Below are 20,037 nucleotides of genomic sequence, written 5' to 3' on the forward strand. Positions count from 1 at the left end.
GCCTCATGATTGATGGGGTCTTCCACTCGGAAGACCCCGCACCGGAAACCCCGCTTGATGGTGCGTTTCGCCGACAAGCCTCAACCATCCGCAATGCGCTGCCTGACGGGCCTCTCGGGCCTAGACGGTTTCATTTGTATGCGGCATGGAATTGCCCTTGGGCGCATCGCGTACTTCTGACACGCGCCATCAAGGGGTTGGACGAGATCATCTCGGTTTCTTACGCCCAGCCACGCAGGACAGCAGATGGTTGGGTTTATGCGGATGCGGAAGACCCGCTGTTTGGTGCCTCGGCCTTGCACCAGATCTATGCCCGAGTTGATCCCGCCTATACGGGGCGCCTGACTGTGCCGCTGCTGTGGGATCGGCTGGAAAACCGCGCTGTATCCAACGAATCCGCCGATCTTGTTCGGATGCTCGGTACGTTGCAGGGGTTTGGGCCCAATCTGGCCCCTCCGGACAAGATCGACGCAATCGAGGATTGGAACGCCAAAATCTATCCGCGCCTGAACAACGGTGTTTACCGCGCAGGGTTCGCCCGCACGCAAGAGGCTTACGAGGCAGGGTTCAACGACGTGTTCGCAATGCTGGATGAGCTTGAAGCCCATCTGGCGCAGCATCGATATCTGTGCGGGGACACTCTGACCGAGGCCGACTTGCGCCTGTTTCCGACGCTGGCGCGTTTTGATGTGGCGTATCATTACGCTTTCAAATGCAACCTGCATCGCCTGACCGATTACCCGCATCTGTGGGGTTATGCCCGTGACCTCTACGCACTTCCAGGCGTGGCCGGTACGGTGCGTTTCGATATATACAAGGCGGGCTATTTCTCACCGTCGGAATTGCGCAACCCGCTTGGCATCGTGCCGGTCGGACCTCACGTCAATTGGCACGCGCCCCATAATCGTAACCAGATGAGTGTGTCAGTGTCTTGACCGCACATTCGGGTATTGCCTAGACAGACGGACCAAGAAGGAAAACGAATGTTCGCATATATCGTCCGCAGAATGTTCCAATCCGTGATCGTGCTTTTGGTCGTGGGTCTGGTGGCATTTTCGATGTTCCGCTTTGTCGGCGACCCGATTGACAACATGCTGGGACAAGAGCGCACCCAGGCCGATATTGACCGCCTGCGCACCGAGCTTGGCCTGGATCAGCCTTTTGTCGTGCAATATGCAAAGTTTCTGCAAGGCGCGGTGCAGGGGAATTTTGGCGTGTCGTACCGCCAGGGTCGCCCGGTTTCCACGATCATAGCCGAACGGGCCCCTGCGACGCTGGAATTGGCCTTTGTTTCCGGGTTTTTGGCCATCACAATGGGCATCGCCCTTGGGGTGTTCACAGCCATTCGACGACAAGGGATAGCGGCGAATGTGATCATGACCGTCAGTCTGATTGGCGTGTCCCTTCCGACGTTTCTGATCGGGATCCTGCTGATCTATATCTTTTCGGTCGAGCTTGACCTGTTGCCCAGCTTCGGGAGGGGCGAGACTGTTATGATTGGCAATTGGTCTACCGGCTTTCTGACCGCGTCGGGCCTGAAAGCACTGATTTTGCCTGCAATTACCCTGGGCCTTTACCAGATGACGCTAATCATGCGGCTGGTACGGTCCGAGATGCTTGAGGTGCTGCGCGCCGACTATGTGCGTTTTGCCCGCGCCCGGGGGCTGTCGGAACGGGTGATCAATTTCCGCCATGCGCTTAAGAACACTTTGGTGCCAGTCATCACGATAACCGGGCTTCAATTGGGCTCGATCATCGCTTTCGCCATCATTACTGAAACCGTGTTCCAGTGGCCGGGTGTTGGCCTGCTGTTCATCAACGCGATCCAGTTTGTCGATATCCCCGTGATGGCGGCCTATCTGATGCTGATCTCGGTGATGTTCGTCACGATCAACCTGATCGTGGATCTTCTTTACTATGCCATTGACCCGCGCCTGCGTGTCGACGCGAGGGCCACATGACCGATACGACTGAGACCCAAAACCCTGCGCCCAAGTCGCGTATAGCCAAACTCTGGGACAGTGATTTTGCCTGGTCCTTCCGCCATTCGCCGGTTGCGATGGTGGCATCGTTGGTTGTCGTAATCCTTGTTCTGGCGGCCATCTTTGCACCGCTGATCGCGCCTTATAACCCGTTTGACCCGGCCACATTGAACCTGATGAATGGCTTCACCCCCCCGGGCACGCCCAACGCATTCACGCAGGAGACCTTTTTCCTGGGCACGGACGATCAGGGGCGCGACGTGTTTTCGACCATCCTGTACGGCCTGCGCATTTCTCTGTTCGTCGGTGCAGCCGCCGTTCTGCTGGCCATGATCATCGGCGTCATATTGGGATTGGTCGCCGCCTATTATGGCGGTTGGATCGAAACGTTGATCATGCGGATCGCGGACGTTCAGTTGACTTTTCCGGCCATTCTGGTGGCCATGCTGATCTTTGGCATCGCCAAGGGGTTCACCCCGCCGGAATACCGCAATGAAATGGCGATCTACGTGCTGATCATTGCGATTGCCCTGTCAGACTGGGTACAATTTGCCCGCGTTGTGCGGGGCGCGGCTCTGGTCGAGAAAAACAAGGAATATGTGCAGGCTGCCCGCCTGATCGGGCGCGGCTCGATCCCGATCATGTTCCGCCATATTCTACCAAACGTTCTAAGCCCCGTGCTGGTCATCGCGACCATCTCGCTGGCGCTTGCGATCATTGCCGAGGCAACGTTGAGCTTTCTGGGCGTCGGTGCGCCGCCGACACAGCCATCGCTGGGCACGCTGATCCGCATCGGGCAGGGTTTTCTGTTCTCGGGCGAATGGTGGATCCTGTTCTTCCCGGCCTGCACCCTTCTGGCGCTGGCCCTGTCTGTGAACCTGCTGGGCGACTGGCTGCGCGACGCGCTGAACCCAAAACTGCGGTAACGAACCATGAGCCTTTTGTCGATCCAAGACCTCACCGTCGAGTTTCCAACACGACGTGCCCTGTTCACCGCGGTTGATCACGCCGACTTGTCCGTCGCGCCCGGAGAAATTCATGGCCTCGTCGGTGAATCCGGTGCGGGAAAATCCACCATCGGTGCGGCTGTCATGGGCTTACTAGAGCGACCGGGCCGCATCGCCAGTGGACAGATCAAATTGGGCGATGAGCAGATCAGCGGGCTGGACGCCGATGCCATGCGCGGGTTGCGCGGCAAGAAGATTTCGATGATCTTCCAGGACCCGCTGACCTCGCTCAACCCGCTGTTCACGATCAAGGAACAGCTTGTCGAAACCATTATGGCCCATCTCGGTGGGTCCGAGGCGGAAGCGACCAAGCGAGCAAGAGACCTGATCGACCGCGTCGGTATCCCGGATCCTGACACGCGGCTGAACCAGTATCCGCACCAGTTTTCAGGCGGGATGCGTCAGCGGGTTGTGATCGCGCTGGCCCTGTGCACAGAGCCCGATGTGATCATTGCGGATGAGCCGACAACTGCCTTGGACGTTTCGGTTCAGGCGCAAATTCTGGATCTGATCAAGGAACTGGCGCGCGAACGGCAGGTGGGTGTCATCCTGATCACGCATGACATGGGGGTCATTGCGGACACAACTGACCGGGTGACGGTGATGTATGCGGGCAAGGTGGTGGAAAGTGGCCCGACCGCGCAGGTCATGGGGCAACCGCAGCACGAATATACCAAGTCGCTGATTGCGGCCGTGCCACGCCCGACCTTGAAACTTCATCGCTTTCCGCAGATCAGCTATGGCGGGCGCGATACAAGGTTCGCGATCGAGGATATGGCCCGGCACTGGCCCAAAGTCGAAAATGACGCCTCAAAACCGGTCTATGAAATTCGCAATCTGACAAAGAACTTTCTGCTGCGGCGGGGTTTGCTGCCGTGGGATCGCACTTATTTTACCGCCGTTGACGATGTCAGTTTCGACATTCAGGCCGGAGAAGTGTTCGGCGTTGTCGGCGAATCCGGTTCGGGGAAATCGACCGTGGCGCGGATGATTGCCGGTCTTTACCCGGTGGATGCGGGCACCATCCATTTTGAGGGCAAGCTTGTCAGCGATCTGGGGGACAAGGCGGTTCAGGAAGAGTATCGCCAGAATATTCAGATGATCTTTCAGGATCCATATTCCTCGCTCAATCCCCGGATGCGGGTGGATGAGATCGTGGCCGAACCTATCCGCCATCACCGGTTGATGAGCGGATCTGAGGTCAACAAACGTGTTGACGAACTGCTTGATCAGGTGGGTTTGGGCGCGCAAGCCGGTTTGAAATACCCGCACGAGTTTTCAGGTGGTCAGCGCCAGCGCATCTCGATTGCACGCGCATTGGCGACGCAACCCAAATTCCTGATCTGTGACGAACCGACCAGCGCGTTGGACGTATCGATCCAGGCGCAGATTCTGAACATCCTGAAGGACCTGCAGGAACATCTGGGCCTGACCATGCTGTTCATCAGCCATGATCTGCCGGTGGTCCGCCAGATGTGCGACCGGGTTGCGGTGATGAAACAGGGCAAAATTGTCGAGGTTCAGGATACCAACGACCTGTTTGCCAATCCGCAAACCGACTATACGCGTGAGTTGTTGCGGCTGATGCCCAAGCTGGACGATCTGTCCACGGATGGTCTGGGTACGGAAGCCTGAGCCGCTCCCGCCCGCAGCGGGGCCCAAACGCATCCAGCCCCGTCCTTCGAACTTCGGTTATTGCCGGGGTTTACGTAGTTCTCGCACGCAAACGCGTTTCAAAATCCGCGAATTCCCGTGCAATGGATTGCGCGGCTGTATCCAGTAACGCTCTGCCATCTTCAGGGGTGGCAAGGGCAGAATGTGAACCGACACGCCCGTCGGGGAACATGGCGCGGTGTTCATCTGGTGGACCATGTCGATCCCCTGCATGTGCTGCAATAAACTGGGCGTCCAGTTTCTGGGGCGGGTCTTTGGCTTCGTTCTTTGGCAAAACGCCCAGCAAGGTCTGCGTTATGGCGATTTCCGAAGGTGTCGCGTGCATACCTTCCCACTCGCCATAGAGATCATGGCGCAGCGTGTTGACAGGGTCCGGGTCCCACCAGCTTCGGATTTCAAGCCTGTTTTCTGATGTCTGAGACGCGATGCGTCTGAGAGGGTCGAGATTGGCGCCATGACCGTTGACCACAAAGACACCCATAAAACCCTGATCAAGGCAGCCCGAGATCACCTCCTGCGCCAAAGACTGGAACGTGTCGGCAGATAGGGAAATCGTGCCCGGAAAGCTCGTGTTGAAGGGCGCCGGTGTGTACGCAAGCGACGGGGCAACCATGGCGTCACAAATCTTAGCAGCCGCCAACGCCACCTCTGTTGCACAGATCGTATCTGTACCGATCCGACCCATGGGACCGTGTTGCTCGGTCGAGCCCACCGGCAGTATGATGGCGACGCCTTTTTCGATGCGGGCACCCACCTCATACCATGTCATATGCGCAAGCTGCATGGCGGCCTCCTAAAACTCCGGTCGAGAAACCGCCGGCAAAACGCCCGGCATCGATGGCCGGGCGTTTCAGATCACCGGATCACAGACCCCATTTCGTCTGGATTTCCTCAAAGAAGCCCTGCGCCTTTTTCACTTCGATCCAGTTGTTCACATAGTTGATCCAGACCTGATCGCTTTGCGGCAGGATCATCGCGATGGGTGAGGGCGACCGAGGCCCGGCATTCTTGACCCGCACGACCGGGAATTTGTCTTCCAGCGTCGAGCCTTCGATGTTTGAAGTGATGAACACATCCGCACGGCCCGCGATCACTTCCTGAAAACCACGCGCTGGTGCCTCGACCACTTTGATCTCGGCATTCGGGAACCATTCGCGGGCCCGTTTTTCGAATGTGGTGCCCAAGGTGGTGGCCACCGTCACACCGGCCTGATTGATCGAATCGTACCCGTCGAACTTGTCCGCCTTGTCCTTGGTTGTGTAGGGGAACAACTCAACCGCGATGTAGCTTTCGGAAAACCCGGCCACTTTCATGCGCGGTGGAGAGATCGAGGCCGACCCGGTCAGGTGGTACTTGCCCGCGACCACACCGTTGACCAGTGTTTTCCAGTCCGTGGGCACATATTCGATCTCGACCCCAAGATCTGCGGCCAGCTGGTTCATGATGTCGATATCATAGCCCTTGTAGCTGTTGGTCGCAGGATCGCGCAGCGTCATTGGGTTCCAGTCGCCTGTGGTGCCCACCTTCAGCACACCGCTGTCCAATACTTCGTTCAATGCCGATTGCGCGTGGGCCGCACCCGACAATACCATTCCAACCGCCGCAATGGCTGCGGCCTTCCAGAACGTTTTCATTTATTTCTCCCGTTGGTGATGCTTTGGGCCAGTGGCCGTTTTCCTGATTGATTTAAGCGCAAAGAGAACGGTAACCTCAAGAAATTAATTCACTCAGGCTCAAGCAGGAACATCTTTTAATATGTCAAACGCCGCGATCGAGATGGTGGGCGTGAACAAGTGGTTCGACACGTTTCACGTTCTCAAAGATATTAACCTGACGGTCAACAGCGGAGAAAAGGTGGTTATCTGCGGCCCGTCCGGTTCGGGGAAATCGACCGTTGTGCGTTGCATCAATCAGCTGGAAAAGCACCAGAAAGGCTCGATCCTTGTGGATGGCGTCGAACTGACGAATGACGCCAAATCTGCGGCTACGATCCGGTCCGAAGTTGGGATGGTGTTTCAACAGTTCAACCTGTTTCCGCATCTGACGGTGCTGGAAAACCTGACATTGGGGCCGATCAAGGCGCGGGGCCTCAGCCGCAAGGACGCCGAAGAGCGCGCCCGCCACTATCTTGAACGCGTTCACATTCCCGATCAGGCCGAAAAGCGGCCCATCCAGCTATCCGGGGGTCAACAACAGCGTGTGGCCATTGCCCGGTCGCTGTGCATGGAGCCGCGTGTGCTGCTGTTTGATGAGCCGACCTCGGCCCTGGATCCGGAAATGATTTCCGAGGTTCTTGAGGTCATGGTCGAACTGGCCAACGAAGGTATGACCATGGTGGTGGTCACCCATGAGATGGGTTTCGCCCGCAAGGTGGCGGACAAGATGATCTTTATGGACGCGGGGGAGATCGTAGAAGAAGGGCACCCGGAGCATTTCTTTACCAACCCGCAATCGGATCGCTGCCGTAAGTTCCTCGGCCAGATTCTGCAGCATTAAGAGGATCTTATGAAAAAGCTTGTACTATTTGCGCCTCTTTTGTTGCTGGCCGGGTGTTCATCCTCGCAGACATGGGGCTGGTATGTGATCGACCCGACGACCGCCTCGGGCTGGACCAACGTCAAGTTCCTGGTCTCGGGCATGTGGGCCACGATCCAGATCTCTTTGATTGCTGCCGTGATGTCGATTGTCGTCGGCCTTTTGGTGGCCCTGCCGGGCCTGTCAGAAAAACGCGGCTGGAGGTTGGTGAACCGGGTCTATGTGGAATTCATCCGTGCGATCCCATTGCTGCCTATGCTGTTCTGGGTGTTTTACGGCCTGCCCATCGTGTTCCAATCGGTGGGATTGAATGTACCGATCGACCCATTCTGGGGCGCGATCATTACTTTGGCCCTGTCTGACAGCGCCTTCACTGCCGAGATTTACCGTGCCGGGATTCAGTCCATCGCACGAGGCCAGCGCGAAGCTGCGCAGACCATCGGGCTGAATTACATGCAGACCATGCGCTATGTGATCCTGCCGCAGGCGATCCGGCGCATTTTGCCGCCTTTGGCCAACCAGTTCATCTACATCGTCAAGATGAGCGCCTTTGCCAGTGTCATCGGGATGCAGGAACTGACCCGCCGCGCGAATGAGTTGGTGGTGACCGAATATCGCCCGCTTGAGATCTACACATTGCTGATCTTCGAGTACCTGATACTGGTTTTGATCATCAGCGCCGGTGTCCGCTGGCTGGAACGACGCATGGGCGCGGATGAGCGCGGATAGGGAGAGATCAGATGGATTGGAAAGAATTCATGGCCGAGACGGAGGCCAATATAGGTGCCTATTCCAAGGAAGTACCGGAAACTGTTCGGGGCTTTGGTATTATGGGGAAGGCTGCCAAAACCGATGGCGCGCTGAGCGAAAAGACCAAGGAATTCATCGCCCTGGGTATCGCAATTGCCACAAGATGCGACAGCTGCATCGGTTTCCATGTGAAATCACTGGTCCGATTGGGCACCACGCGGGAAGAGCTGTGCGAGGCTTTGGCGATGGCCACCTATATGGGCGGCGGACCATCCTATGCGTACAGCGCCAAAGCGTTAAAGGCATTTGACGTGTTTTCCGCCTAGTTGCACTGCACCTGTGATGCTGTGATCGTCGAAACGATAGCGTAACCTTTGCCAGCAATACTCTGGGCAAGGTGCAGAGAACGCGTGCCCTCGCGTCTTGGGCTGTTGCGTGTTTTCAGTATTGATTGTTGGTTTTTTGACCGCCAATATGGCCTTTTGTGATTTATCGCGTATGATTTGAAAAAACCGTCAGACAGGCTGATGTACTCGGCTTTCCTGAAAATGGGCAAAACGAAAAAAGAATGAGGCGCGGAACATGGCAATACTTGTGTTTCTGACGCAATTGGCGGGCGCAACGATGCTGCTGCTTTTTGCGGTCCGTATGGTGCGCACCGGTATCGAGCGCAGCTATGGGGCGTCGTTTCAGCGCATCCTGACGCGAAACAGCACCATGCTGGGGTCTGGAGCAACCGGTATGATGCTGGCCGTGGTCCTGCAAAGTTCCGCCGCGGTTGCCCTGCTGGTCTCAGGGTTCGCTGCGGGCGGATTTCTGACATTTCCAGCCGGCCTTGCCATCGTGCTGGGTGGTGATTTGGGTTCGGCGCTCGTGATTCAGGTCCTGTCCTTTCGGCTGGATTGGCTGGTCCCTCTGCTGTTGGCTGTTGGCGGCTGGCTATTTGTCAAAACCGAACGAAAGAAGACGCGCCAGATTGGCCGTATTCTGATGGGCATCGCTTTCATCCTGATTTCGCTACGCTTTTTGCGCGAGGCAATGGACCCGATCCATGGCAGTGCCTTTTTGCCCGCAATTGCCGATTATCTGGTGCGCGACTATATCACCGCTTTTCTGGTCGGAGCTGCACTTGCCTTTGTGATGCACAGTTCGGTCGCGGCAATCCTCATGTGTGTGACATTGGTGCAAATTGGCGCCCTGCCATTTTCGGCCGGGGTTTCGGTTTTACTTGGTGCCAATCTCGGCAGCGCATTGATCCCTGTTTGGTTGACGCGCGGTATGGATATCCGGGCACGGCGTATTCCGTTTGCAAATCTCGCGTTACGCGGGGTCTGGGCTGTCATCTGCCTGTTTGCAGCCAATTTCGCGTTACAGGCCGGGATCGTCAGCAGCAATTATCAGGGGCAAATGTTGGTGAATACGCATTTGGCGTTCAACGCATCACTTCTGGTCTTGTGCCTACCATTCTGCGGCGTGCTGGGCATGGTCTTTGAACGCCTTCTGCCAGAAAGTCCCCGCGTCTCGGCACTGGAGCCATTGGCGCGACCCTCCAGCGCGCTTGATCCCAAGATGGCAGAAACTCCGGCCTTGGCGCAGTCGGCTCTAAAACGCGAATTGCTGCGCATGGCTGATCTTGTCGAGATGATGTTCAACCCGCTGCTGGACCTATATCGCACCGGAGAGAAAGAGCGGATCAAAGCGGTTCGCACACTTGATACAGAGGTCAATCAATGCCTTGCCGACATCCGCGGTTTTGTGGCTTCGGTTCCTGCCCAAAAGCTTGATCGGCAAAGCGCGGATATGGCGCGCAATGCGCTGGAATATGCCGTGCGTCTTGAAACCGCCGGGGACGTGGTGGCCAAACGATTGACTGTGCTGGCCGAGGATATGGCCAAAACCGGCAAACGGTTTTCACGCGAAGGGTGGCAGGAACTTGAGGAAATGCACGAGAAGATCATGGCCAACCTCAAACTGGCAACCAATGTGATCATTTCCGAAGACCTTGAAAGCGCCCGGTTGTTGAATTTGGAAAAGACCGAAATCAAACGGGCCGAGCGGGACAGTCGCAAACGCCATTTCCGTCGCTTGCAGACCGGAAAAATTGAGAGTTTTGAGACCAGCGACGTGCATCTTGAAACCTTGCAGGCCCTGCGCGAATTCAACAGTCACATCGCAGCAATCTCAACACCGATATTGTATGCGCAAGGTCAATTGCTTGAGACGCGGTTGATCATGGACATGCCGCGCCAAAAGCAAACCACCTAAGTCTGATGCTGGGCTAGGGGGCCAGTTCGTCCAAAGTGGCTTGGCGGTCTTGCATGGCTGTGACAAATCTCATGAACGCGCGGATGACTTTCACTTCATGTCGCTGGCTGAGATATATCATGCTCTCGCCCATCTGAAGGTCAACATCCCTCAGCCCGATCTGTCTGAGGCGTTCGTCATGGCTGTATTCCGCCTTTGACACGAAACCGATCCCGGCCCCCGATGCGACCAGTTCTCGCACAGCTTCGCGCCCCTCGGCGACGATCGCGGGTTTGAGTTTCAGGCCACGTTTCCGGGCCTCATCCTCTAGCTTCTGCCGGGTCTTCGACCCAACCTCGCGAAAGATCAGCGGATGGTTCTGGAGGTCTTCAAAGGCAAGCGACGCCAGATCATCCGGAATAATGCCATGCGCGCAGAACGCGACAATATCGGCTGACCCGAGATTGACGACATTCATATCTGTTCCGGGCGAGGGGCTGCCAACGATCCCGATCTCGGCATTATAGGATCTGAGCTCGTCCAAAATCTCGTTGGTATTGCCCGACCGAACAATGATCGTGACGTTTGGGTGCATAGCCCGGAACGGACCCAAAAATCCGATTACGTGATGGGCCGCGTCCGCAATGATTCGCAGCTCACCTTCGACGGCTGCCGCAGATTCCGACAGATAATCCTCAACCTGAGTTTCGATCTCAAAATACTGCTTGGTCAGGCGAAACAAATGCTCGCCCTTTTGGGTCAGGGTGACCTGTTTGCGGTCACGTTGAAACAGCAAGACGTCATTTTCCTGCTCAAGTTTACGGACCTGTTCTGACACCGCCGGTTGGGTCAGAAACAGCGCCTCAGCCGCGCGAGAGAACCCGCCATACGTCGCGACATAGTGGAAAGCCCTGAGTTGGCTGTGTCTCATTTTTTTGGCGTCCGTGTTCGATATAGGTAGAGCTTATGGATAAATTGTTTTTTACAATTTTACATATGGTGAGATGCGTTGCAAACGTGTCTTGAAATCCTGCTATTGGACCGTGGACATGACCAAAGCCCGTAACTCGATCCTGCCTCCGAAAATGGGCGAACCCTACCTGTTGACGCCCGGCCCTTTGACGACGTCTTACGCTGTCAAACAGGCGATGTTGAAGGATTGGGGCAGTTGGGACGATGATTTCCGCGCCATGACGCGCGAGATGCGCACGCGGCTGCTGGCCCTTTTGGGGGATGGCGGCAAAGAGTTTGATTGCGTGCCGATCCAGGGCAGCGGAACATTTGCCGTTGAGTCCATGCTTTCGACCTTTCTTCCACGCGACAGCAAGACGTTGGTTCTGGCAAATGGCGCATACGGATTGAGATCGGCCCAGACCTTGCAGTATCTGGGCCGGGATCATGTGGTTTTGGACAAGGGCGATTATTTGCCCCCTCGCGGGGCAGAAGTGGCCAGGATATTGGCCGATGACCAAGCGATCACGCATGTGGTCGCAATCCATTGCGAAACGTCCTCGGGCATTTTGAATCCGATCGAAGAAATCTCATCGGCGGTTTATGCGGCAGGCCGCAAATTGCTGATTGACTCCATGTCTGCTTTTGGCGCGATTGACCTGAACCCGTCGAACATTCGGTTTGAGGCAATGGTGTCTTCGGCCAACAAGTGCATCGAAGGCGTGCCCGGTTTTGGATTTGTCATTGCACGTAAGTCCGAGCTGGAGGCTTCCAAAGGCAACAGCCATTCGTTGTCCTTGGACGCCTATGCGCAATGGGCAGCCATGGAGAAAACCGGACAATGGCGCTTTACTCCACCTACGCATGTGGTTGCTGCGTTTCTCGAAGCGCTTAAGGCGCATGAGGCCGAGGGCGGCGTCGCAGCACGCGGCGCAAGATACGCGCGCAATCGCGACGTGATGGTTTCTGGCATGCGTGAACTTGGGTTTGAGACGCTGTTGCAGGATCGGTGGCTTAGCCCGATCATCGTGACTTTTTTCTGCCCCGAAGACGAGAATTTCCTCTTCGGCCGGTTTTATGACCTGATGAAGGAAAAAGGATTTATCATCTACCCCGGCAAGCTGACGGTTGTGGACAGTTTCCGTGTCGGTTGTATCGGGCAGATGGACGAGACGGTTATGCGGCAGGTTGTTGCCGCTGCCAAAGACTCATTGGCCGAAATGGGCGTTGCCAGTGCTGCACCGCCCGAACTGGCGCTGCAAGAACGCGCCAAATTGGCCGCCTGAACGACAAAGGACACCACAAGAATGACCATCCAAACCCCCGTGACCGCGAATGAACGCGTCTATCCGGCCCCCAAGGTCCCGGCGATTGCCATTTGTCTGGACGGGTGCGAGCCCGAATATCTGGACGTGGCCATTGCCAAAGGTCTGATGCCAACCCTCAAGCGCATTCGCGAGACAGGCACCGACCGCTTGGCGCATTCGGTGATCCCGTCCTTTACCAACCCCAACAACCTGTCGATCGCCACCGGGCGTCCGCCGATCATACACGGTATCTGCGGCAACTATCTGATCGACCCGGACAGCGGCGAAGAGGTGATGATGAACGATGTGCGGTTTCTGCGCGCGCCGACCATCTTCTCGCAGTTCTACAATGCGGGCTATCGTGTTGCCATGGTCACCGCCAAGGATAAACTGCGCGCGCTGCTGGGGGCCGGGCTGAAATTCGACGAAGACCGCGCGGTTGCGTTTTCCTCGGAACGCTCGGGGGAAACCACCAAGGCCGAGCACGGCATTGACAACGCCAGCGAGTGGCTGGGCATGCCGGTGCCAGAGGTCTATTCGGCGGATCTGTCCGAATTTGTCTTTGCCGCGGGCGTCAAGCTGCTGAAAGACTTCAAGCCGGATGTCATGTACCTGTCGACCACCGATTACATCCAGCACAAGTTCGCTCCGGACGAGCAGGGCGCATTGGACTTCTACGCCATGTTTGACAAATACCTGGCGCAGCTGGACGAGATGGGCGCTGCGATTGTGGTGACCGCCGATCATGGCATGAAACCAAAACACAATGCGGACGGCGAGCCGAACGTGATCTATGCGCAGGATTTGATGGACGAATGGCTTGGCGAAGGTGAGGCCCGGGTGATCCTGCCCATCACCGATCCATATGTGGTGCACCACGGTGCGCTTGGCGCGTTTGCCACTGCCTATCTGCCAGAGGGCGCCGACAGGGCCGATATCATGGCCAGGCTGGACGCTCGGGACGAATTGATCCTTGTGATCGACAAGGAAGAGGCAATCCGTCGTTTTGAACTGCCTGCGGATCGGATTGGCGATATCGTCATGATTTCGGGTGAGAATATGACGATTGGAACTTCGGCCCACCGTCATGACCTTGCCGCGCTGAAAGAACCGCTGCGCAGCCATGGCGGGCTGACAGAACAGGAAGTGCCCTTTATCGTCAACCGCGTCATTGATCTGGGCAACGCGCCCAATCTGCGCAACTTTGATGCGTTTTTCTATGCCACAACAGCGGCGGCGCAATAAGCCATGAAAGATCAGGTTATGTCCGAATCCGAGATCAGAAACGAAGGCATGCGGATCGGCGGTGAGATTGTCTTTACCGACGACACCGTGCCGGTGCTTTACCCCTATACCAACGAAGTGGTGGGCCATGTGCCGGCGGGTCAGGCGGAACACGCGCGCAAAGCCTTTGAGATTGCGGCGAACTATACGCCCAAGCTGACGCGCTATGAACGCAGCCAGATCCTGCAACGGGCGGGCGAGTTGATCGGCGAGCGCCGCGAATACCTGGCTAAATGGCTGGTTCTGGAGTTGGGCATCTGCCACCAGCACGCGATTTACGAAACCAAGCGCGCGCAGGATGTTTATCAGTTCGCCGCCGCAGAGGCGCTGAAAGATGACGGAGAGATTTTTTCCTGCGATTTGACCCACAACGGCAAGGCGCGAAAAATCTTCACCACGCGTGAGCCGGTCAACGCGATCTCGGCGATTACGCCGTTCAATCACCCGCTGAACATGGTGAGCCACAAGATCGCACCGTCGATTGCCACCAACAACTGCATGGTGTGCAAGCCGACCGAATTGACGCCACTGACTTGCCTGACGCTGGCTGACATTCTGTATGAGGCCGGTTTGCCGCCCGAGATGTTCCAGGTTGTTACCGGCCTGCCGCAGGACATTGGGGATGAGATGATCACCAATGAGAACATCGACATCATCACCTTCACGGGCGGTGTTCCGGTTGGCAAAATCATCGCCTCAAAGGCTGTCTACAAACGCCAGGCGCTTGAGCTGGGCGGGAATGACCCGCTGATCGTTCTGAATGACCTGAGCGATGCCGATCTGGAAAAAGCCGCAACCATCGCCGTGGCCGGCGCCACCGGCAACTCTGGCCAGCGCTGCACCGCAATAAAACGTATTCTGGTGCAGGAAAGCGTGGCCGACAGGTTCGTGCCGCTGGTGTTGGAGAAGGCCAAGAAGATCAAATTCGGTGATCCCCAGGACCCGGAAACCGAGCTGGGATGCGTGATCCACGACAAGGCTGCGGAAGTGTTCGAAAACCGGGTGTTTCAGGCCGAACGTGAAGGCGCGGAAGTGCTCTATCATCCCGGGCGTCAGGGTGCCTTGCTGCCCCCGATCGTTGTGGACAAGGTCCCCCATGACAGCGAATTGGTGATGGAAGAGACTTTTGGCCCCGTCATCCCCATCGTCCGCGTGCCGGACAACGATGAAGAGGTCATGCGTATTTCGAACGGGACCGAATTTGGTCTGTCATCGGGCGTTTGCACCAATGATCTGAACCGGGCGATTGCGTTCATCAATGGGCTGAACGTCGGCACCTGCAACATTTGGGAGCAACCCGGCTACCGCATTGAAATGTCACCTTTTGGCGGCATCAAAGACAGTGGCAATGGCGTCAAGGAAGGGGTCATCGAAGCGATGAAGTTCTTCACCAACGTCAAAACCTATTCGCTGCCTTGGCCAAACTGATCGCAAGGGCCTGATTGAAATCGACAGAATGGTCGCAGCGTTTTCGGGCTGCGTGAGAATGGCATCAATCTCGGTCGCGCGCTTATGACCTGCGATCGGGGTTTGACGCCATCCGTCGTCGGTCGCTGATCACTGCGCTTTAGCGCGCGAAACGTGCGCTCAACCAGGTTTCCAACGCTTGCATCTGTGTCTCGGTCATGCGCAGGCCGAGTTTGCTGCGCCGCCACAGGATGTCGTCGGCTTCGTGTACAACCTCTTTGTCGATCAGCCAGTTCACTTCTCGCTCGGTCAAAGAGGCTCCAAAATCGGTGCCCAAATCTTCGGCGCTGGTGGCACCTGCGAGCATCAGGCGTGCCTCGGTCCCATAGGCTTTGATCAATCGTTTGGCCCATCTGTCATCCAAGAAAGGAAACTCCTGCCGAAGGTCCGCGATCAATTGCGCGACCCCATCAACGGGAAAGTCACCACCGGGCAATGCGACACCTGCGGTCCAGATGCCTTTTTGGGTTGGCAGTTCGGTTTCGATTTCCTTTAATGCGCTTTCCGCCAGACGCCGGTAAGTCGTTATTTTTCCCCCAAACACGTTCAACATCGGTGCGCCACGGCTGGTATCTTTTTTGATCACATAGTCCCGCGTCGCAGCGGTCGCGCTTTTGGCGCCGTCGTCATACAAAGGCCGAACGCCTGAATAGGTCCAGACCACATCCTCTGCCGAGATCGGAGAGGCGAGATACTGGTTGATGAAGTCGATCAGATAGTCGCGTTCTTCCGGGGTGCATTCGGGTTTTGCATCGACCTCTGCATGGTCCGCGTCGGTTGTGCCAATCAGGGTGAAATCTGTTTCATACGGAATGGCAAAAATGATCCGCCCGTCTTTTCCCTGGAAGAAATAGCATTTTTCGTGATCAAACAGGCGTTTTGTCACGATGTGGCTGCCACGTACCAGGCGAACGCCGCCGGGGGCGTTGCTTTTGAGCGTGCCGTGCAGGATCTCACCCACCCATGGCCCACCGGCATTGACCACCATCTTGGCCCTGATTTTCGAGGCCTCGCCAGTTGTCGCGTTCTCGGTAGTGATCTCCCAAATCCCATCCACGACGTCCGCCGTGACGCATTTCTCGCGCAGCCTGATCTCGGCCCCCCGTTCAACAGCATCGCGTGCATTCAGGGCAACCAGCCGGGCGTCTTCGACCCAGCAATCCGAGTATTCAAAGGCCTTTTCAAAATGCGGCGACAGCGGTTTGCCTTCGGGGTTGTTCCGCAGGTCCAGCTTTGATGTGCCGGGCAAGATCTCGCGCCCCCCCAGATTGTCATAGAGAAACAAGCCCAGTCGGATCAGCCAGGCGGGTCGCCGGCCTTTCATCCAGGGCAAAACGAAACTTAGCAAACGCGAAGTTGGCGTGCTCGCATCGAACCGCATGTCCCTGTGGTAAGGCAGAACAAACCGCATCGGCCATGAGATATGCGGCATTGCCCGCAATAGGGTTTCGCGCTCAATCAAGGCTTCGCGGACCAGTCTGAACTCAAAATACTCTAGGTAACGCAGCCCACCATGAAACAGCTTGGTCGAGGCCGAAGACGTAGCCGATCCGATGTCATGCATTTCGACCAGACAGACATCCAGACCACGCCCGACAGCATCCCGTGCAATACCGCAGCCATTTATACCGCCGCCAATTATCAGCAAGTCATAGGTGCGCGACATGTTTTGACTCCCAGCGGTCAATGTTTCGTTTGGCCTTTAACTCGCAAAAAACGAACATAAAGGAAAGAAGAAAACTTCGTTGATTTTCGCTTTTAGCTTTCCAAGCTTCTCCAGCGCTGTCGGGTGTCGCGGTTGATCCTGTTATCTAGCGCATGACTATCTCATCATGTTGACAAATACCGGCGCAGCCAAGAGACCGAGATGGAATGAGAGGCGTGCGTTACGGACAATGGTCTTGTCGCAAATTCAAATTGCAAAGTGACCTTTCGTGCGCCCGGCTGTAGCATAAAGACTGTTCAACTAGAGAAGACCATTGGTTAATCTTAAAACATACTCTGCGCCTTCCACGTCCCGAGGGGACAGCGATCCGCCGATAACCTTTGAGGTTTTCCTTCAGAACAAATTTTCGGATCTGGAGGCTTCTTCTGTCATTGCAACTCTGGCGATGGCGAACGAGGTCCTGAATCAGGAAAAGTTCAACTGGACTTTCGTATCAGACACGCCGGGTCTGATTGAGAGCCGCTGTGGTCTGATCGCCAGGGCGGAACCGGCGGTGTTCGAGCACAATCTGAAAAGTTTTCTGGTTGTTGTTGGCGGCGACGGGGTAAGAGCTGAGGCCTGGATGCCGCGTGTGCGTGCGATGCAAAGAAAGAAACGTCTGGTCGCGCTTCTCTCAGACGCGGCAACCGCGTTTATCAAGGCCTCTCGTGGGACAACCCAGAATGTGACAACCCATTGGTATGACATTCGGGTGCTTGAGGAATGGGGCAGTTATCCAAATCTCTCGCTCAGCTACGCTGAGGATGCCGGCGGTATCGTGACATCGGCCGGTGCGAACTTTTCCACCGAACTGGCGCTCAGGTTGATTGCACAATTCCTTTCGGCCAAGGACTATAGCGAGATTGGCAGCCGCCTGATCGTCCAATCGGTTCGGGACATTGGCGCCGAACAACCCAAGGGTTCAAGCTATCTGATGAATGCGTTCGGGCCCCAGGTGTCCAGCGCGATCCGGATCATGGAGGAAAATCTGGCCGACCCCATTTCTACACGTGCGATTTCAGAACAGGTCGGCCTGTCGGTGCGTCAGTTGGAACGGTTGTTTGCGCGGCATTTCGACGTTTCGCCGGGGCGTTACTATCGGCAGGTCCGTATTGGCAAAGCGCATGCGCTGGTCACCGAGACCAACATGCAATTGATCGATATCGCGCTGGCCACCGGATTTTCTTCGGTTTCCAGCCTGTCCTCCACCTATCGTGCAGAGTACGGAAAGTCCCCAAGCAAGGCCCGTGGTGGGCGGCGTTTCTGAACAGTACCATCCCCAATCGTTATCAAGCTCTAGGCGTTTGTTTCGGAACCCTCCGCCGCCTGCGCCGCCGTCACGGCGATCACATAGATGATGTCATCGACCGAGCATCCTCGGGACAGGTCGTTTGCCGGCTTGTCCAACCCTTGAAGGATGGGTCCGATGGCAAAGGCGCCTCCGATCCTCTGCGCGATCTTGTACGAGATGTTTCCGCTATCCAGATTGGGGAATACAAAGACATTCGCATTGCCACCCAGCGGAGAATCCGGCGCCTTGGTTTTGGCAACGCCGGGCACGAAGGCTGCGTCAAATTGCAATTCACCGTCGAGCAAAAGATCCGGCGCCGCCGCTTTGGCCAGCTTTGTGGCGTCTGCCACTTTTGTCACTGCAGGGTGTTTTGCACTGCCATGGGTGGAAAAGGACAACATGGCCACCCGAGGCGTATCGCCGGTCAATCTGGTCAGGCTCGTGGCTGAATCAATGGCGATCTGGGACATCTCTTCTGCGGAGGGATCCACCACCAGCCCCCCGTCTGCAAAGATGTGGATACCCTTCTTTTCGTGGTGGTCCTGACAAAACAGCATCAAAAAGAAACTGGACACCAGCTTTGCATCCGGCCGTTTGCCGATGACTTGAATTGCGGTCCGCACGATATCACCGGTTGGCGTAATGGCTCCGCCAACAGTGCCATCGGCCAACCCTTTTTTGACCATCAAGGCGGCAAATACATGCGGTTCACGGGTCGCGTTGACCGCATCGTTCAAGGAAATGCCCTTGTGTTTACGCAACTCATAATAAAGCGCGGCCAAGTCATCAAAAAGCGGCGAGTGAAGGGGATCTTCAACCCTGAACCCGTCATCCGGCCAGACGCCCTGAATGGCCATCTGGGTTGTGATGATTTCTTCATTCCCGATCAGGACCAGTTTGGCGATCTTTTTCTTAACGGCCTCGGCTGCCGCCTGCACAACGCGATGTTCAGACCCTTCGGGCAGAACAATGGTCTTTTGCGTTTTGGTCGCAGATGTGAGCAGTGTTTCCAACGGTTTCATGTTGGCCCCTTTCAGAATGACGCGCGCGACCGCCTGACCGGACCTGGGCAGTGCACAAATTGGTCATAGTCACACCCGGCTTTTCTTGGCAATCCATTGCGGTCAATTTTCATCTGCCCTTCCAATAGAAGCGGGCAGACGGATAGCAAGGTAAATACCGTGACATCTGAACATGACACGCGCCGCAGCCCTTACGCGCTGCGGCGCGGCGCAGGTCTTCCGTTCAGAACGGGCTCAGCGATTGGCCTGTGGTTTCATGTCTTCTGCATTGATGCCGGCGACCTGGACGGGTTTTTTCATGGCGTCTCTGCGGAAGGGTTCGCCGAGTTCCTGGTTGATCATGGCCTCGATCAGGGTGGTGATGCCGTTCTTCTGGTCTTCGATGGCCTGGTTCAGCGCATCGGTCAGCTCGTCCATGGTGCGGGCGACGACGCCCTTGAGGCCGCAGGCCTGCGCGATGCCGGCGTAAGACACCTGGGTGTCCAGCTCGGTGCCGACAAAGTTGTCATCGAACCACAGGGTCGAGTTGCGCTTTTCCGCGCCCCACTGGTAGTTGCGGAACACCACCTGCGTGATCGCGGGCCATTCCTCGCGGCCAATCGCGGTCAGCTCGGTCACGGCGATGCCGAACGCGCCGTCGCCCGAAAAGCCGACAACCGGGACATCCGGGCAGCCGATCTTGGCGCCCACCACCGATGGCAGGCCATAGCCGCAGGGGCCGAACAATCCGGGGGCCAGGTATTTGCGGCCCTCTTCGAAGGACGGATAGGCATTGCCGATGGCGCAGTTGTTGCCGATATCGGACGAGATGATCGCCT

Annotated in this window: 18 protein-coding genes; 12 read left to right on the plus strand and 6 right to left on the minus strand. The window is 56.5% G+C overall.

The window, feature by feature from the left end; translation table 11 throughout:
- Positions 1-5 precede the first annotated feature (5 nt).
- From ACR0AG_RS09430 to ACR0AG_RS09445, 4 genes are read left to right on the plus strand one after another with little or no spacing between them, the layout of a single operon-like run.
- Positions 6-935 carry a glutathione S-transferase family protein gene (locus ACR0AG_RS09430; RefSeq protein ID WP_480838112.1) on the plus strand — a complete coding sequence of 310 codons (930 nt, stop codon included), beginning with the start codon at positions 6-8 and terminating at the stop codon, positions 933-935.
- A 48-nt stretch (positions 936-983) separates the two neighbouring features.
- On the plus strand, positions 984-1,961 hold the full coding sequence (locus ACR0AG_RS09435; protein ID WP_480838114.1) for an ABC transporter permease: 978 nt from the start codon (positions 984-986) through the stop codon (positions 1,959-1,961).
- A complete protein-coding gene (locus ACR0AG_RS09440; protein ID WP_480838115.1) occupies positions 1,958-2,908 on the plus strand; it encodes an ABC transporter permease in 951 nt (316 codons plus the stop codon). The genes ACR0AG_RS09435 and ACR0AG_RS09440 overlap by 4 nt, the downstream gene beginning before the upstream one ends.
- A 6-nt stretch (positions 2,909-2,914) precedes the next feature.
- Positions 2,915-4,624 carry an ABC transporter ATP-binding protein gene (locus tag ACR0AG_RS09445; RefSeq protein ID WP_480838117.1) on the plus strand — a complete coding sequence of 570 codons (1,710 nt, stop codon included), beginning with the start codon at positions 2,915-2,917 and terminating at the stop codon, positions 4,622-4,624.
- Positions 4,625-4,694: 70 nt separating this feature from the next.
- Here ACR0AG_RS09445 and ACR0AG_RS09450 read toward each other — a convergent pair whose 3' ends face one another.
- Together ACR0AG_RS09450 and ACR0AG_RS09455 are read right to left on the minus strand one after the other, a co-directional pair.
- Complete coding sequence (locus ACR0AG_RS09450) at positions 4,695-5,447, minus strand: creatininase family protein (RefSeq protein ID WP_480838119.1); 753 nt, start codon at positions 5,445-5,447, stop codon at positions 4,695-4,697.
- Between the two features lie 79 nt (positions 5,448-5,526).
- Entirely contained in the window at positions 5,527-6,297 is a 771-nt protein-coding gene (locus ACR0AG_RS09455; protein ID WP_480838121.1) for a transporter substrate-binding domain-containing protein, read from the minus strand.
- A 121-nt stretch (positions 6,298-6,418) separates the two neighbouring features.
- Here ACR0AG_RS09455 and ACR0AG_RS09460 point away from each other — a divergent pair, with 121 nt between their 5' ends.
- The 4 genes from ACR0AG_RS09460 (at position 6,419) to ACR0AG_RS09475 (ending at position 10,213) form a co-directional block, all read left to right on the plus strand.
- Positions 6,419-7,159 (plus strand): amino acid ABC transporter ATP-binding protein, encoded by a 741-nt coding sequence (locus ACR0AG_RS09460; protein ID WP_480838123.1) that lies wholly within the window; start codon positions 6,419-6,421, stop codon positions 7,157-7,159.
- A gap of 9 nt (positions 7,160-7,168) precedes the next feature.
- Positions 7,169-7,927: an amino acid ABC transporter permease gene (locus ACR0AG_RS09465; RefSeq protein ID WP_480838125.1), complete on the plus strand. Its 759-nt coding sequence runs from the start codon at positions 7,169-7,171 to the stop codon at positions 7,925-7,927.
- Between the two features lie 11 nt (positions 7,928-7,938).
- Positions 7,939-8,274 (plus strand): carboxymuconolactone decarboxylase family protein, encoded by a 336-nt coding sequence (locus ACR0AG_RS09470; RefSeq protein ID WP_480838127.1) that lies wholly within the window; start codon positions 7,939-7,941, stop codon positions 8,272-8,274.
- A gap of 256 nt (positions 8,275-8,530) precedes the next feature.
- Positions 8,531-10,213, plus strand: a complete 1,683-nt coding sequence (locus ACR0AG_RS09475) for a Na/Pi cotransporter family protein (protein ID WP_480838129.1) — start codon at positions 8,531-8,533, stop codon at positions 10,211-10,213.
- Positions 10,214-10,226: 13 nt separating this feature from the next.
- Here ACR0AG_RS09475 and ACR0AG_RS09480 read toward each other — a convergent pair whose 3' ends face one another.
- Entirely contained in the window at positions 10,227-11,123 is an 897-nt protein-coding gene (locus tag ACR0AG_RS09480) for a LysR substrate-binding domain-containing protein (RefSeq protein ID WP_480838131.1), read from the minus strand.
- Positions 11,124-11,241: 118 nt separating this feature from the next.
- On the opposite strand from ACR0AG_RS09480, the gene ACR0AG_RS09485 reads away from it, so the two are divergent.
- From ACR0AG_RS09485 to phnY, 3 genes are read left to right on the plus strand one after another with little or no spacing between them, the layout of a single operon-like run.
- The gene (locus tag ACR0AG_RS09485; protein ID WP_480838133.1) at positions 11,242-12,429 is read left to right on the plus strand and encodes a 2-aminoethylphosphonate--pyruvate transaminase; all 1,188 of its coding nucleotides are present in this window, start codon (positions 11,242-11,244) and stop codon (positions 12,427-12,429) included.
- Between the two features lie 21 nt (positions 12,430-12,450).
- Positions 12,451-13,695, plus strand: coding sequence for a phosphonoacetate hydrolase (gene phnA / locus ACR0AG_RS09490; RefSeq protein ID WP_480838135.1), 1,245 nt, complete (start codon positions 12,451-12,453; stop codon positions 13,693-13,695).
- Between the two features lie 3 nt (positions 13,696-13,698).
- The gene (gene phnY, locus ACR0AG_RS09495; protein WP_480838137.1) at positions 13,699-15,162 is read left to right on the plus strand and encodes a phosphonoacetaldehyde dehydrogenase; all 1,464 of its coding nucleotides are present in this window, start codon (positions 13,699-13,701) and stop codon (positions 15,160-15,162) included.
- Between the two features lie 139 nt (positions 15,163-15,301).
- Here phnY and glpD read toward each other — a convergent pair whose 3' ends face one another.
- Positions 15,302-16,867, minus strand: coding sequence for a glycerol-3-phosphate dehydrogenase (gene glpD / locus ACR0AG_RS09500; RefSeq protein ID WP_480838139.1), 1,566 nt, complete (start codon positions 16,865-16,867; stop codon positions 15,302-15,304).
- A 445-nt stretch (positions 16,868-17,312) separates the two neighbouring features.
- Here glpD and ACR0AG_RS09505 point away from each other — a divergent pair, with 445 nt between their 5' ends.
- Entirely contained in the window at positions 17,313-18,173 is an 861-nt protein-coding gene (locus ACR0AG_RS09505) for a GlxA family transcriptional regulator (RefSeq protein ID WP_480838141.1), read from the plus strand.
- Between the two features lie 29 nt (positions 18,174-18,202).
- Here ACR0AG_RS09505 and pta read toward each other — a convergent pair whose 3' ends face one another.
- Together pta and ACR0AG_RS09515 are read right to left on the minus strand one after the other, a co-directional pair.
- A complete protein-coding gene (gene pta, locus ACR0AG_RS09510; RefSeq protein WP_480838143.1) occupies positions 18,203-19,219 on the minus strand; it encodes a phosphate acetyltransferase in 1,017 nt (338 codons plus the stop codon).
- Positions 19,220-19,453: 234 nt separating this feature from the next.
- The coding region (locus ACR0AG_RS09515) for a thiamine pyrophosphate-dependent enzyme (RefSeq protein WP_480838145.1) at positions 19,454-20,037 on the minus strand (584 nt) is incomplete at its 5' end.

This window comes from Ruegeria sp. H6 (assembly GCF_056532975.1).

Bases quoted from the DNA above. Each gene is read 5' to 3' on its own strand.
- ACR0AG_RS09465 (WP_480838125.1), top strand. From the start codon at position 7,169: ATGAAAAAGCTTGTACTATTTGCGCCTCTTTTGTTGCTGGCCGGGTGT.
- phnA (WP_480838135.1), top strand. From the start codon at position 12,451: ATGACCATCCAAACCCCCGTGACCGCGAATGAACGCGTCTATCCGGCC.
- ACR0AG_RS09475 (WP_480838129.1), top strand. From the start codon at position 8,531: ATGGCAATACTTGTGTTTCTGACGCAATTGGCGGGCGCAACGATGCTG.
- ACR0AG_RS09435 (WP_480838114.1), top strand. From the start codon at position 984: ATGTTCGCATATATCGTCCGCAGAATGTTCCAATCCGTGATCGTGCTT.
- ACR0AG_RS09430 (WP_480838112.1), top strand. From the start codon at position 6: ATGATTGATGGGGTCTTCCACTCGGAAGACCCCGCACCGGAAACCCCG.
- ACR0AG_RS09450 (WP_480838119.1), bottom strand. From the start codon at position 5,447: ATGCAGCTTGCGCATATGACATGGTATGAGGTGGGTGCCCGCATCGAA.
- ACR0AG_RS09470 (WP_480838127.1), top strand. From the start codon at position 7,939: ATGGATTGGAAAGAATTCATGGCCGAGACGGAGGCCAATATAGGTGCC.
- ACR0AG_RS09440 (WP_480838115.1), top strand. From the start codon at position 1,958: ATGACCGATACGACTGAGACCCAAAACCCTGCGCCCAAGTCGCGTATA.
- ACR0AG_RS09480 (WP_480838131.1), bottom strand. From the start codon at position 11,123: ATGAGACACAGCCAACTCAGGGCTTTCCACTATGTCGCGACGTATGGC.
- ACR0AG_RS09460 (WP_480838123.1), top strand. From the start codon at position 6,419: ATGTCAAACGCCGCGATCGAGATGGTGGGCGTGAACAAGTGGTTCGAC.
- ACR0AG_RS09445 (WP_480838117.1), top strand. From the start codon at position 2,915: ATGAGCCTTTTGTCGATCCAAGACCTCACCGTCGAGTTTCCAACACGA.
- glpD (WP_480838139.1), bottom strand. From the start codon at position 16,867: ATGTCGCGCACCTATGACTTGCTGATAATTGGCGGCGGTATAAATGGC.
- ACR0AG_RS09485 (WP_480838133.1), top strand. From the start codon at position 11,242: ATGACCAAAGCCCGTAACTCGATCCTGCCTCCGAAAATGGGCGAACCC.
- ACR0AG_RS09505 (WP_480838141.1), top strand. From the start codon at position 17,313: ATGGCGAACGAGGTCCTGAATCAGGAAAAGTTCAACTGGACTTTCGTA.
- phnY (WP_480838137.1), top strand. From the start codon at position 13,699: ATGAAAGATCAGGTTATGTCCGAATCCGAGATCAGAAACGAAGGCATG.
- ACR0AG_RS09455 (WP_480838121.1), bottom strand. From the start codon at position 6,297: ATGAAAACGTTCTGGAAGGCCGCAGCCATTGCGGCGGTTGGAATGGTA.
- pta (WP_480838143.1), bottom strand. From the start codon at position 19,219: ATGAAACCGTTGGAAACACTGCTCACATCTGCGACCAAAACGCAAAAG.